This window comes from Microbacterium sp. NIBRBAC000506063, assembly GCF_017968845.1.
Taxonomy (GTDB): domain Bacteria; phylum Actinomycetota; class Actinomycetes; order Actinomycetales; family Microbacteriaceae; genus Microbacterium.
On record NZ_CP072876.1, the window covers coordinates 394,653 to 407,098 of the forward strand.

Annotated in this window: 14 protein-coding genes and 2 pseudogenes; 9 read left to right on the forward strand and 7 right to left on the reverse strand. The window is 70.5% G+C overall.

The window, feature by feature from the left end; genetic code table 11:
- Positions 1-19: 19 nt before the first annotated feature.
- Positions 20-1,554, reverse strand: a pseudogene (hutH, locus tag KAE78_RS02210) (histidine ammonia-lyase).
- On the opposite strand from hutH, the gene KAE78_RS02215 reads away from it, so the two are divergent.
- Both KAE78_RS02215 and KAE78_RS02220 read left to right on the forward strand, forming a co-directional pair.
- A complete protein-coding gene (locus tag KAE78_RS02215; RefSeq protein ID WP_223171577.1) occupies positions 1,553-2,428 on the forward strand; it encodes an IclR family transcriptional regulator in 876 nt (291 codons plus the stop codon). The pseudogene hutH and the gene KAE78_RS02215 sit on opposite strands and share 2 nt — an antisense overlap.
- Before the next feature lie 58 nt (positions 2,429-2,486).
- Positions 2,487-3,410, forward strand: a complete 924-nt coding sequence (locus KAE78_RS02220) for an AEC family transporter (protein WP_223171578.1) — start codon at positions 2,487-2,489, stop codon at positions 3,408-3,410.
- 1 nt (position 3,411) lies between these two features.
- Here KAE78_RS02220 and KAE78_RS02225 read toward each other — a convergent pair whose 3' ends face one another.
- A complete protein-coding gene (locus KAE78_RS02225; RefSeq protein ID WP_223171579.1) occupies positions 3,412-3,888 on the reverse strand; it encodes a YbaK/EbsC family protein in 477 nt (158 codons plus the stop codon).
- Between the two features lie 104 nt (positions 3,889-3,992).
- Between KAE78_RS02225 and KAE78_RS02230 the strand changes: the two genes are divergently transcribed.
- Together KAE78_RS02230 and KAE78_RS02235 are read left to right on the forward strand one after the other, a co-directional pair.
- Entirely contained in the window at positions 3,993-5,111 is a 1,119-nt protein-coding gene (locus tag KAE78_RS02230; protein WP_223171580.1) for a hypothetical protein, read from the forward strand.
- A gap of 103 nt (positions 5,112-5,214) precedes the next feature.
- On the forward strand, positions 5,215-6,270 hold the full coding sequence (locus KAE78_RS02235) for a Glu/Leu/Phe/Val dehydrogenase family protein (protein ID WP_223171581.1): 1,056 nt from the start codon (positions 5,215-5,217) through the stop codon (positions 6,268-6,270).
- Positions 6,271-6,301: 31 nt separating this feature from the next.
- Here KAE78_RS02235 and sigJ read toward each other — a convergent pair whose 3' ends face one another.
- Entirely contained in the window at positions 6,302-7,204 is a 903-nt protein-coding gene (gene sigJ, locus KAE78_RS02240) for an RNA polymerase sigma factor SigJ (RefSeq protein WP_223171582.1), read from the reverse strand.
- 88 nt (positions 7,205-7,292) lie between these two features.
- Here sigJ and KAE78_RS02245 point away from each other — a divergent pair, with 88 nt between their 5' ends.
- Complete coding sequence (locus KAE78_RS02245) at positions 7,293-7,718, forward strand: hypothetical protein (RefSeq protein ID WP_223171583.1); 426 nt, start codon at positions 7,293-7,295, stop codon at positions 7,716-7,718.
- Entirely contained in the window at positions 7,715-8,467 is a 753-nt protein-coding gene (locus tag KAE78_RS02250) for an NAD(P)H-binding protein (RefSeq protein ID WP_317451832.1), read from the forward strand. Before KAE78_RS02245 ends, KAE78_RS02250 begins: the two co-directional genes overlap by 4 nt.
- Positions 8,468-8,492: 25 nt before the next feature.
- Here KAE78_RS02250 and KAE78_RS02255 read toward each other — a convergent pair.
- The 3 genes and pseudogenes from KAE78_RS02255 to KAE78_RS02265 all read right to left on the reverse strand — a co-directional run bounded on the left by KAE78_RS02255 (position 8,493) and on the right by KAE78_RS02265 (position 10,154).
- Positions 8,493-9,364, reverse strand: a pseudogene (locus KAE78_RS02255) (aldo/keto reductase family oxidoreductase).
- 128 nt (positions 9,365-9,492) lie between these two features.
- Positions 9,493-9,810: a hypothetical protein gene (locus KAE78_RS02260; RefSeq protein WP_223171584.1), complete on the reverse strand. Its 318-nt coding sequence runs from the start codon at positions 9,808-9,810 to the stop codon at positions 9,493-9,495.
- Positions 9,807-10,154 carry a TetR/AcrR family transcriptional regulator gene (locus tag KAE78_RS02265; protein WP_223171585.1) on the reverse strand — a complete coding sequence of 116 codons (348 nt, stop codon included), beginning with the start codon at positions 10,152-10,154 and terminating at the stop codon, positions 9,807-9,809. The genes KAE78_RS02260 and KAE78_RS02265 overlap by 4 nt, the downstream gene beginning before the upstream one ends.
- 99 nt (positions 10,155-10,253) lie before the next feature.
- On the opposite strand from KAE78_RS02265, the gene KAE78_RS02270 reads away from it, so the two are divergent.
- Genes KAE78_RS02270 through KAE78_RS02280 form a run of 3 tightly spaced genes read left to right on the forward strand, consistent with a single transcriptional unit; the run spans position 10,254 to position 11,978 of the window.
- Positions 10,254-10,982, forward strand: coding sequence for an LLM class flavin-dependent oxidoreductase (locus KAE78_RS02270; protein ID WP_223171586.1), 729 nt, complete (start codon positions 10,254-10,256; stop codon positions 10,980-10,982).
- A gap of 7 nt (positions 10,983-10,989) precedes the next feature.
- On the forward strand, positions 10,990-11,328 hold the full coding sequence (locus tag KAE78_RS02275) for a hypothetical protein (protein WP_223171587.1): 339 nt from the start codon (positions 10,990-10,992) through the stop codon (positions 11,326-11,328).
- A complete protein-coding gene (locus tag KAE78_RS02280; protein ID WP_223171588.1) occupies positions 11,328-11,978 on the forward strand; it encodes an NADPH-dependent F420 reductase in 651 nt (216 codons plus the stop codon). Before KAE78_RS02275 ends, KAE78_RS02280 begins: the two co-directional genes overlap by 1 nt.
- 64 nt (positions 11,979-12,042) lie before the next feature.
- Here the strand turns inward: KAE78_RS02280 and KAE78_RS17160 are convergent, their stop codons facing one another.
- A complete protein-coding gene (locus tag KAE78_RS17160; protein WP_262927718.1) occupies positions 12,043-12,375 on the reverse strand; it encodes an aldo/keto reductase in 333 nt (110 codons plus the stop codon).
- Positions 12,376-12,446 lie beyond the last annotated feature (71 nt).

Sequence of the window (12,446 nt, forward strand, 5' to 3'; positions counted from 1 at the left end):
TTGCTCCTTGCCGGTGATTTCAGGAGATGTCGGATGCCGCGAGCGCCGTCCGCGCGACCTCGCCCGAGAGCACGAGGTCGGTGACCGCCTCCATGTCGGGCGAGAGGAAACGATCGGGCCCGGGCCCGTCGGCCACGCTGCGGACGAGGTCGCGCACGGCACCGGTCACCGGCCCCGCCTGCAGCGGCTCGCGCAGGTCGAGCGCCCGCGCACCCGCGAGGATCTCGATCGCGAGCACGCGGGCGAGCCCGTCGACGGCCCGGCGGAGCTTGCGGGCCGCCGCCCAGCCCATCGAGACGTGGTCCTCCTGCATGGCGCTCGACGGGATCGAGTCGACGGATGCCGGGACCGCCAGCCTCTTGAGCTCGGAGACGATCCCCGCGGCGGCGTACTGGGCAATCATGAGGCCGGAGTCGACGCCGACCTCGTCGGCGAGGAAGGGTGGCAGGCCGTGGCTGCGCGCCGGATCGAGCGCCCGGTCGGTGCGTCGCTCGGAGACCGAGGCGACGTCGGCGACCGAGATCGCGAGGAAGTCGAGCACGGCGGCGACGGGCGCGCCGTGGAAGTTGCCGTTGGACTGGATGCGTCCGTCGACGGTGATCACCGGGTTGTCGATCACGCTGGAGAGCTCGCGCGAGGCGATCGTGGCCGCGTGGGTCACCGTGTCGCGGGCGGTGCCGTGCACCTGCGGCGAGCAGCGCAGCGAGTAGGCGTCCTGCACGCGCCCGTCCTCGGGTCCGGCGTGGCTGGCGACGATCGGAGAGCCTGCGAGGAAGGCGCGCAGGTTCGCGGCCGAGACCGCCTGCCCCTCCTGGGGCCGCAGCGCCATGAGGTCGGCTGCGAAGACGGCATCGGTGCCGAGCTGGCTCTCCACCGACATCGCAGCGGCGAGATCGGCGGTGTCCAGCAGCATCCGGAGATCGTGCAGGGCCAGCACGAGCATCCCGAGCATGCCGTCGGTGCCGTTGATGAGGGCGAGACCCTCCTTCTCGACGAGTTCGAGGGGCTCGATGCCGGCCGCGGCGAGGGCATCGGATGCGGCGACGGCCTCACCGTCGACACGCACCTCCCCTCGCCCATCGCCGCGAGCGCGATGTGGGCGAGCGGGGCGAGGTCGCCCGAGCACCCCAGCGACCCGTACTCCCGCACGATCGGGGTGATCCCGGCGTTGAGCATCGCCGCGTAGGTCTCGGCGACGACGGGACGCACGCCCGTGCGACCCGAGGTCAGGGTCTGCAGCCGCAGCAGCTGCAGGGCGCGCACGACCTCGGTCTCGACCTCGGCGCCGGTGCCGGCGGCGTGCGAGCGGATGAGGCTCGCCTGCAGCTGGCGGCGGCGCTCGGGGGCGATGAACGTCGTGGCGAGCGCACCGAAGCCGGTCGAGACGCCGTAGTGCGGCTTCGGGTCGGCGGCGCGCTCGTCGATCACGCGGCGCGTGTCGGCAATGCGTGCGAGGGCGGCGGGGTCGATCGCGATGGGAGCGCCGAGCCGGGCGACCGCGACGACGTCTTCATGCGTGAGCGGAGCAGCGCCGACGAGTACAGGTGTGACCATGTCTCGATTCCACACCGTCGCCCTCGCGCGCGGCAGTCATCCGTGGCATCCTTTGTCTGTGATCCCAGACAGTCCGCAGGTTCCGGCAGCGAGCCACACGCTGCGCATCCTGCGGCATCTCGCCGAGCGCTCGACCCCCATCGCGGCGTCCGTCCTCGCCCGAGAACTCGACCTGCCCCGCTCGACCGTCTATCACCTGCTCTCGACCCTCGAGAGCCACGGCTTCGTCGTGCACCTGGCGTCCGAGCGCCGCTGGGGACTGGGCACATCCGCCTTCGAGCTCGCGAGCGGGTACAGTCGCCAACAGCCCCTCGCCCGGCTCGGACGACCACTCGTCGCGGCCCTCTCCGACCGCCTCGGCGAGAGCGCGCATCTGGCGGTCATGAGCGGCAGCGACGTCGTCTACATCGTCGAGGAGCGCGCGGCCCGCCGCCCGGCGCTCGTGACGGATGTCGGGGTGCGTCTACCCGCCCACCTGACCGCCACCGGGCGGGCCATGCTCGCCGCGCTCCCCCGCGAGCAGGTGCGCGCGCTGTATCCGGATGCCACGGCCTTCACCGCCCGCACCGGACGCGGCCCCGCCCGCCCCGCCGAACTGCGCGAGCTGCTCCGCGAGGTGCGCGCCCGCGGCTTCGCCACCGAGGACGGCGAGGTCACGCTCGGACTCCGCTCGGTCGGCGTCGCGGTCACCGACCACACCGGGTGGCCCGCGGCATCCGTCGCCGTGACCTGGCCCGAGGACTCCGAGCGCGACCCGCACGAGCTCGCCGCGGAGGTGTCGGATGCCGCATCCGCCCTCTCCCGGCGCCTCTATGGCATCCTCCCCGCCCCGTCCGGTCCCTCAAACGCAAGTTTCACGACCTCGAAGACCTGAATCTGAGGGACCGGACGAGCGCGACCGAGGCGAGTGACCGGGGCGATACAGTCGAGACGTGCTCGATACTCTCACCGGATTCGCCGTCGTGGGACTCGCCATCGTCGTCGGGTACGTCCTCGGCCGCATCGACCTGCTGGGCCCTCACGGCCGCTACGTGCTCGCGCGACTGACGTTCTTCGTGCTGAGCCCATTCCTGCTGTTCGTCGTGCTCGCCGAGGCGGATGCCGCGATGCTGTTCTCGGCGCTGCTGCCGGCATCCGCCCTCTCGGCCATCGCCGTGATGACGCTCTACGTGCTCATCGCCCGTCTCACGTGGCGGCGCGGAATCGGCGAGACCGTGATCGGCGCCCTCTCGGCGGGCCAGGTCAACTCGAACAACATCGGCATCCCGATCTCGCTCTATCTCCTGGGCAGCGCGGCGTTCCCGGCACCCGTGATCCTGCTGCAGCTCATCGTCTTCACGCCGATCACGCTGACGCTGCTCGACCTCGCCACGAGCGAGAAGGGCTCCTCGATCTGGCGGATCCTCGGCCGCACCGCGAGCAACCCGATCGTGATCGGCTCCGTCGCCGGCACCCTCGTGTCGGTATCGGGCGTCGCCCTGCCGCCGATCGTGATGGAGCCGGCCTCCCTCCTCGCGAACGCCTGCGTGCCCGTGCTGCTCATCAGCTACGGCCTCTCGCTGCACGGCACCAGGGTGCTCGGGCCGCACGGTCGCCGTCGCGACGTGCTGCTGGCGAGCGCCCTGAAGCTGCTGATCATGCCGCTCGTCGGCTGGGTCGTCGCGCAGTTCCTCTTCCAGCTGCCGCCGGCCGAGGTGCTCATCGTCGTCGTGCTGGCGGCGCTGCCCACCGCGCAGAACGTCTTCAACTACGCGCAGCGCTACAACGTCGGCGAGGCGATCTCCCGCGACACGATCTTCCTCACCACGATCGGATGCGTGCCGGTCCTCCTGCTGGCGACGCTCCTGCTCGGGTGAGTCAGTCGACCTTGGCCACGGTGCCGCTAGTAAGGGTGATCAGCTGCTCATAGGTGAGCGGGAAGACCGTGTGGGGCGTACCGCCGGCGGCCCAGATCTCCGGGTACTGCGCGAGATCCTCGTCGACGATGGTCGTCAGCGGCGCGGGGTGCCCGGTGGGAGCCACCCCGCCGATGGCCTGCCCGGTCGCCTCGCGCACCTGCTCGGGCGTGGCCCTCGTGATGTAGCCACGGCCGAGCCGCTCGGCGAGCGCCGCCGTGTCGACGCGATGGGCGCCGCTGGTCATCACGAGCAGCGGCTCCTCATCCGACCAGAAGACGAGGCTGTTCGCGATCGCTCCCACCTCGACGCCGAGCGCCTGGGCGGCGAGCACCGCGGTCGCCGCGGCATCCGGGAGCACGACGATGTCGCCGGCGATGCCGGCCTCGCGGAGAGCATCGTGGACGAGCCTGCTGCGGGTGGGGAGATGTGCGGTCACCCCACCAGCTTAGAGATCGGATGCCGCGGACCTGACCTCTAGTAGAACGGCACCGTCCACGCAACCCCTGGCGGCGCGGCGGCGGGCATGCCTACCGTGGAACCATGTTGCCCGCAGACATCCCAGACACGGACCATCTGATCGAGCTCCTCGATCTGCGCGACGAGGCGAGCACGACGATCACCATCGCGTCCTCGTCCTTCCGTCCCGACCACGAACGCGTGAAGATCGCGCTGCGCAATGCGATCGACGAGGCGGAGCGGCAGCTCAGGCGGAAGAGCCTGCCCCGCGGCGCCCAGGCCGCGGTCGTCGACCCGCTCCGCGCGCTTCTCCGCGACGACGAGTTCTGGCTCGCGCAGTCCCGCTCGCTCGTCATCTTCGCCTCGCCCGAGGTGTTCGAGACCTTCCGGCTGGCGAAGTCCGTCGAGGAGCATGTCGCCGTGGGCGATCGTTTCGACACGGGTACGCTGCTGCGCGCCCTCGCCTTCCCGCATCGCGCCTTCGTCGTGGCGCTCACGCAGGGCGGCGCGACGCTGTGGGAGTTCGGGCCGGATCACCGGCCCGTCGAGCACGAGCTGGACCTTCCCGACGACCATGCGCTCATGCTCGAGCGCACGACGACGGGAGGCCGTTTCGACCGTCAGCGCGCAGACGGCACCACCGGCGACCGCATCGAACGAGAGCGCTACGCCCGCGCGGCGCAGGACGCCGTGGTCGCGATCGTCCCCGAGGACGTGCCGCTGATCCTCGCCGCCGCGACCGATCTGGAGCCGGCCTATCGAGCGGTGAACACGCATCCGCTGCTGCTGGCGGACGGGATCGACGGGCACCCTGACGCGTTCGAGGAGAAGGCCCTGTCCGATCGTGTGCGCGAGATCCTCGACGCGCACTACGCCGCGGATCTGGACTCCTGGCGCGAGCGCTTCGGCTCGCTGCGCAGCGAGGGTCTGGCGACCAGCCGCTTCGACGAGGTCGCCCTCGCGGCGACGACCGCCTCGGTGGAGAGCCTGCACTTCGACATGGACTGGACCGAGGAGGGATCGATCGACGAGTTCGGGCACGTCCGTCACGCCGACGAGCCCGGGCCCGACACCTACGCGCTCGTCGACGAGGTCGCCGCGCGCGTGCTGCGCAGCGGCGGCACGGTGCGCGCGGTGCGCAACGCCGATCTTCTGGATGGATCGCCTCTCGCGGCGGTGCTCCGCTTCCCTTTGCCGGAGTGATTCCCCGCCACGGCGGGAACCGGCACAATAGGAGCAACGGGTGTCGCAAAGCCGCGGCATCCGGTACCGAGTGCCCAAAAGGCCCGCCGAAAGAGGATCCGCGATGAGTTCCACCCTGCCCCTGCCCGATTTCACCCACGAGCGCGTGGAGGTGGTCACGGGTTCACGAAGCGGCCTGGTGATCACGGTCGCGCTGCACTCCTCGGTGCTCGGCTCCGCCCTCGGCGGCGCACGGCTGTGGACCTATCCGCACTGGAGCGACGCGGTCGGCGACGCCCTGCGGCTCTCCGCGGCGATGACGCTGAAGAACGCCGCGGCGGGCCTGGACGCGGGCGGCGGCAAGTCGGTGCTGTGCCTCCCCGAGGGGACCGTGCTCGACGCCGACCGGCGCCGCGCCGCCTATCTCGACCTCGGCGATGCGGTCGAGCAGCTCGGCGGTCTCTACCGCACCGCGGAGGACGTCGGCTCCACCGCCGAGGACATGCTCGTCGTCAGCGAGCGCACCGCCCACGTCGTCGGTCTTCCCTCGACGGCCGGCGGCTCGGGCGAGCCCGCCGTCCCCACGAGCATCGGGGTCTACGAGTCGATCCGGGCGACCCTGGAGCGCGTGACGGGAACATCGGATGCCGCGGGCCGACGCCTCACGATCTCCGGCCTCGGCCAGGTCGGCAGCAGGCTCGCCGAGAAGCTCGCCGCCGACGGCGCGGTGCTGACGGTGACCGATGTGAACCCCGCCAAGCGGGAGCTCGCTTCCACTCTCGGCGCGACCTGGGTCGAGCCCGGCGGCGAACACCTGGTCGACGCCGACGTCTTCGTCCCCGCCGGCATCGGCGGTGTGCTCACCGACGAGATCATCGACGCCCTGCATGCGAAGGCCGTATGCGGTCCGGCGAACAACCCCCTCGCCGATCACAGCGGCGCCGAGCGCCTCGCCGGCCGCGGCATCCTGTACGCCCCCGACTTCGTCGTCAACGGCGGCGGCGTGATCTACCTCGACCTGGTCGCGAAGAACCTGGGCACGATGGACGAGATCATGCAGCGCGTCGCCGGTATCGGCGACACCGTCCGCCGCATCTTCGACGAGGCGCAGAGCCGAGGACTCACCCCACTCGCCGCCGCCGAGGAGCTCGCGGCGGAGCGCCTCGCCGCAGGGCGCTGACACCGGCCGCCATCCGCCGCGCAGCCCCGGGTCAGCGCCAGAGGGTGAGCTTCTCGGGGTTCATCATCATCCGGACGTCCGTCACGAGGCCACCGCCGACCTCGAAGGTGACGACGCCGAAGATCCGCCCCTCCTCCCACAGCGCGAACCCGAGGCCGTCGGGGGTCTCCTGCTCCAAGGCCGTCGCCGCCGGGTTCTTGCTCAGTGCGCCGAGGAGGAAGCGTGCGACCCGATCCGCTCCCACCACGGGCTTCCGTGCGGCGCTCACCACGCCGCCGCCATCGGAGTGCAGCACCACATCGGGGTCGAGCACGGCGATGAGGCCGGCGAGGTCGCCCGAGCGCGCCGCCGCAGCGAACGCCGTGACGACCTCGTCGTGCTCGGCGCGGGACACCCGGCGTTCGCGGCTCTGCCGCACATGGCGGCGGGCAGAAGCGGCCAGCTGCCGGCAGGCCGCCGGGGAGCGTCCGACGATCTCGGCGATCTCCGCGAACGGCATCGCGAACACGTCGTGCAGGACGAAGGCGACGCGTTCGGCGGGTGTCATCGATTCCAGGACGAGGAGCAGGGCCGAGCTGATCGAGTCGTCGAGCGTGACGCGTTCCAGCGGATCCTCGGGCGTGACGGCCGACGCGGGGAACGCGTGCGCGGGGACCGGCTCGGGAAGCCACGGGCCGACATAGCGTTCTCGGCGCCGCCGGGCGGAGTCCAGGACGTTGAGGCAGACGCGGCCGGCCGCACGGGTCAACCACGCCGCGGGCACCTCGATCGCGTCGCGCTCAGCCTGACTGAGCCGGTACCAGCGCAGATAGGTCTCCTGCACGGCGTCCTCGGCCTCCGCCACTGTGCCGAGCATCCGGAATGCCAGCGAGACGAGGTGCCTCCGCTCGCCCAGCACCGCGGCATCCGGGGTGGTCTGTTCCTCAGGTGTCATCGCGCCCTCCTCCTCTCTTCGACCGCGCGGCGCCTCGATCTGTGAGCCCAGATCTCACATTCGCACCTCCTGCCCGGTCATGAAAGGTATGAACACGACATTCCGACGTACCCTCCTGGGCATCACCGTGGCCATCTCCCTCTATACAGGGTTCTGGGCCGCCTTCCTTCCCGAAGCGTTCTATCGCTCGTTCCCCGGTTTCGGGCTCCACTGGATCGATGTCGACGGACCCTACAACGAGCATCTCCTCCGAGACGTCGGCGGGCTCTATCTGGCCCTCGGTGCGGTCAGCCTCGCGGCGATCTTCTGTCGCAGCGCGACCCCGGGGCGGATAGCCGGCCTGGCCTGGGCGGTGTTCGGCGTGCTGCATCTCGGCTACCACGTGCAGCACCTGCACGGATCGGTCGTCGACATCGCCGGCAACATCGTCACTCTGGGGTTGAGCGCCGCGCTCGGCGTCGCCCTTCTCCTGCCCGCCAGGGCGAAGGCCGAGACCGAGGAGGCAGCGCGATGAGGATCGCCGTCGCCGGCGCGACCGGCACACTCGGGCGCCTCGTCGTGGAGGCGGTCCGCACCGCAGGGCACGACGCGGTGCCGCTCAGCCGAGGCTCCGGCATCGACCTGATGACCGGGTCGGGACTCGCGGATGCTCTGAGCGGGGCCTCGGCGGTCATCGACGCCTCCTCGACGAACAGCACGTCGGCGAAGGAGTCGATCTCCTTCTTCGGAACAGTCACGCGCCACCTGCTCGCCGCGGAGCGCGCGGCCGCGGTGCCCCATCACGTGGCGATCTCCATCATCGGTGCGGCGGAGGCCGATACTGGTTACTACGCGGGCAAGGCCGTCCAGGAGGAGATCCTGAGGGCACAGGGCAGCGGCTGGTCGGTGCTGCGGGCGGCGCAGTTCCATGAGTTCGCCGCACAGCTCCTCTGCCACGGCAGGATCGGACCGCTCCAGGTGGCACCCGCGATGCGCTCGCAACCCATCGCTGCGGCCGAGGTCGCCGGCGAGCTCGTCGAGATCGCCGGCGGCGAGCCTCGCGGATTCGCCCCGACCTCGCGGGTCCGCGCGAGGAGCGCATGGTCGACCTGGTCAGGCGCTATCTCGCGGCGACCGGACAGCGCAGACCGGTCGTCGAGGTGCCGTTCCCGGGCGCCTGGGACGGAGCATGCGGGACGGCACGCTGCTTCCCGGGCCCGACGCACGCCTCGGCCGGCAGGATTTCACCGACTGGCTCGCCACGCGGACCGGATGAGCCGGTGACCGCGGCGGCGATCTGTCGCAGCGGTCAGGGCACGCGATAGCCGGCGGCGCGGAAGAGCTCGTACCACTCCGGCCGTGTCAGCGGGAGATCCGAACCGCGAGCCGCGTCCGACACCCTCGCGGGGGTTGTCGTGCCCAGTACGACCTGCATGTGCGCGGGATGCCGGGTGATCCATGCCGTCGCGATCGCGATCGGCGGCACGTCGTACTTTCCGGCGAGACGGTCGATCACGGCGTTCAGCTCCGGATACGCGGGCGACCCCAGGAACACGCCATCCGATCCCTGGAACGGGGACCAGGTCTGGATCGTGATGTCGTTCAGCCGGCAGTAGTCCAGAAGGCCGCCGCCGTCGAGGGTGACCGACTGCTCCTCGCCCTGCACGTTCGCCGAGACCCCTGCGCGATGATCGGGGCATGCGCGAGCGACAGCTGCACCTGGTTCACGACGATCGGCTGGGTCACCGACTTCTTCAGAAGCTCGATCTGACCCGGCGTGTGGTTGGAGACCCCGAAGCGGCGCACCTTCCCCGACTGGGCGAGCTCGTCGAAGGCGCGCGCCACCTCGTCGGGCTCGACCAGGGCGTCCGGGCGATGCAGCAGGAAGACGTCCAGATAGTCCGTCCCCAGCGCCTGCAACGAGCCGTTCGCGGAGGCGACGAGATGCTCGAAGGAGAAGTCGAAGTACGGACCGGCCTTCACGATGCCCGCCTTCGTCTGGATCGTGATCTGCTCGCGCTCCGACGATGACAGCCGCATCGCCTCCGCGAACCGCCGCTCGCAGCCGTGCTGGGGCGCGTCGCCGTAGATGTCGGCGTGATCGAAGTAGTCGATTCCGGCATCGCGCGCCGCGCCGATCAGCTCGCGGACCTCGTCGTCGGACTTGTCCTGGATGCGCATCAGCCCCAGGACGACATTCGGCGCCGTCGTCCCGGTGGCCCCAGCGGTACTCTCTTCATCGTTCCAGCGTATGGCCGTTCTCCGGGTACGGCACGGTCTTGCCCTTCTCGACCCTCGGCCCGGGTCTGTCATCCGGCGTCGCGAGGTCGCACGACGTCGGCGAGCTGGCGCACGGTCAAGGGCGGTGCGGGCAGTTCGGTCGTGTGCACCGGGCGGAAGGCGTCCAGATACAACCCCACGTTTCTTCGCCACGCGTCGGGTGCGACGTCGCGCGTGGCCGCGACGACACCGGCGTTGGCGAGCGTGATGAAGAGCAGGTCCTCGGCGGTGACATCGGCACGGATGGCACCGGCGGAGCGGGCGCGCGCGAAGAGCCGGGTGATCCCACGCTGGATGCGAGCGCGCAGGTCCCAGAGTTCGGGGGCGTCGTCGAAGCGCACGTTCATGAGCTCTGCATAGCCCCGCGCTGCGCATCGATCTCGCAGGTTCCATAGATGAATGCCGCGAACCCCTCCCAGGGGTCGGGGTCGGCGAGGGACTTCTCGACCAGGGCGAGATGCCGCTGGAGCGGCTCCCGGAGAACGGCCGTCCACAGCATCGCGCGGGTCGGGAAGTGCCGGTAGAGAGTGCCGGATCCGACGCCGGCGGCGGTCGCGATGTGGTCGAGCGGGGCATGGATCCCGGATGCCGCGAAGACGGTTCGCGCCGCCTCGATGAGCCGCTCCCGGTTGCGCGCGCGGTCCTTGCGCTCTGCACGGCGGGGCGCTTCCTCGACGGTCTCCTCAGGCATTCTCGAATTCTATCCGGCGATCGGGAATAACGGGGAGATCTCCCCGTTTCATTGAAGCGGGGAATACTCTCCATTTCAAACTCTCAGAAGGAACATCGCATGGAACTCGGCATCTACTCTTTCGCGGAGCGCCTCTCCGACCCGCACACCGGCGCGACGCTCAGCCCTCAGCAGCGCATCACAGAAGTGCTCGAGGAGATCGAACTGGCCGATCAGGTCGGACTCGACGTCTACGGCCTGGGCGAGCACCATCGCAAGGACTTCGTCGCATCGAGCCCGGCCCTCGTCCTCTCCGCGGCTGCTGCCCGCACGAAGAACATCCGGCTCTCCAGCGCCGTCACGGTGATCAGCTCCTCCGATCCCGTGCGCGTCTTCGAAGACTTCGCGACGCTCGACCTCGTCTCCGGCGGACGGGCGGAGATCATGGTCGGGCGCGGCTCCTTCGTGGAGTCCTTCCCTCTCTACGGCTTCGACCTGTCGGACTACGATGAGCTCTTCGACGAGAAGCTCGAGCTCCTCCAGCTGCTCAACGCCAACGAGCACGTCACCTGGAGCGGCGCCCATCGTCCGGCGCTGCGCGATCAGCCCGTGCACCCGCGTCCGCTCCAGCCGGAGCTGCCGATCTGGGTGGGTGTCGGCGGCACGCCGGCATCCGCTCTGCGCGCCGGCAGGCTCGGACTCCCCTCGCTCTCGGCATCATCGGCGGGGACGTCCGTCGCTTCGCGCCGCTCCTGGAGCTGTACCGCGACGAGTACGAGCGGGCAGGACACGACCGGGCAGCGATGCGCGTCAGCGTCAACGCGCACGGGTTCGTCGCCCCACGTCTGAGCGCGCCATGGACCTGGTCGCACCCTACACGATCCACGCGATGCAGCAGTTCCTGAATCTGCCGACATCCTCGTTGCCGTCCGAGGCGCACTATCGTGCCGAGCAGGAGCAGCTCGCCGGCGCGCTCGTGGCGGGCACCCCCGAGGAGGTCGCCGAGAAGATCATCTTCCAGCGCGACCTGTTCGGATTGGACCGCTTCCTCCTCCAGTTCAGCGTGGGCACGGTTCCGCACAAGGACGTCATGCGCTCGATCGAGCTTCTGGGCACCGAGGTCGCCCCGCTCGTGCGTGCCGAAACCGCCCCGGGCTCGTCGTTCGGCGTCGCCGCGACGCGGACGGTCGCCTGATGGCCGTCTCAGCAGGCCGCGAGACGGTCGCCGTGCTCGGCGTCGGGCGCGTCGGCACGGCGATCGCCCGCGCGCTCGTCGACGCCGGATACCGCGTGCTGATCGCGGCATCCGGAGACCCGGAGAAGCTCGCGGCGATCACCCGCATCGTCGTGCCGGGTGCCGAACCCCGCTGGGCGAGGGAGGCGATCGCCGAGGCGGAGATCGTCGTGCTCTCCCTCCCGCTGCATCGCGTCGTCGGGCTCGACCCCGCGCCCCTCGCCGGCAAGGTGGTCATCGACGGAATGAACTACTGGCCGCCCGTCGACGGCGTCATCCCGATGTTCGAAGACGCCCCCGACGGAACGAGCGCGATCGTCCAGTCTCTGCTCACCGGGGCGAAGGTCGTGAAGACGTTCAATCACACCGGCTACCACGATCTGGAGCCCGATCGGCGCCCCGCAGGTCATCCCGACCGGCGCGCGCTCGCTGTCGCCGGAGACGATCCCGCCGCGGTGAAGGTCGCCTCAGGGCTCGTAGACAGAGTCGGCTACGACGCCGTCCCCTCGATCGTCTCCGCGACGGCGTCGCCCTCCAGCCGGGCGGCGGCGTGTTCGGTGCCCGGCTGCCGGCATCCGAACTCCGCACGCACGTCACGCCGCCGGCGATGAGTCCCGCCGAGTCGACCGCCGCGTAGAGTCCGGCCTGCTTCTCCGACGACGAGGAGCAGGCCGCTCAGCGCGCCGCATCGAGCCGTTCGCGGTGCTCCTGGCCCAGGTCCAGGGTCACCGCGTCGAGCGCGGCATCCAGCTGGTGCAGCTTGCTCCCGCCGAGGATGGGTCGGATGCCGTGGCCGACCAGCCAGGCGAGGACCGCCTGTCCGCGACTCACTTCGAGTTCTGCGGCGACCTCATCGAGAACCTCCAGTCGCCGGGTGCTGCCGGGATGGTCGTAGACCTCGGAGATCGGCTTGGCGGGATCGTCGTAGGCGCCCGACATGAGCGGTGAGTAGGCCCACAGCTCCAGACGGTGCTCGCGGGCGAAGTCGTGCTGCTCGTCACTGAGCACCCCGAAGGGATGGGTGACCCCTCCGGGCGCGTGCCAGGACGCGGGCGCAGACAGGTCGCGCTGAGCTGGAG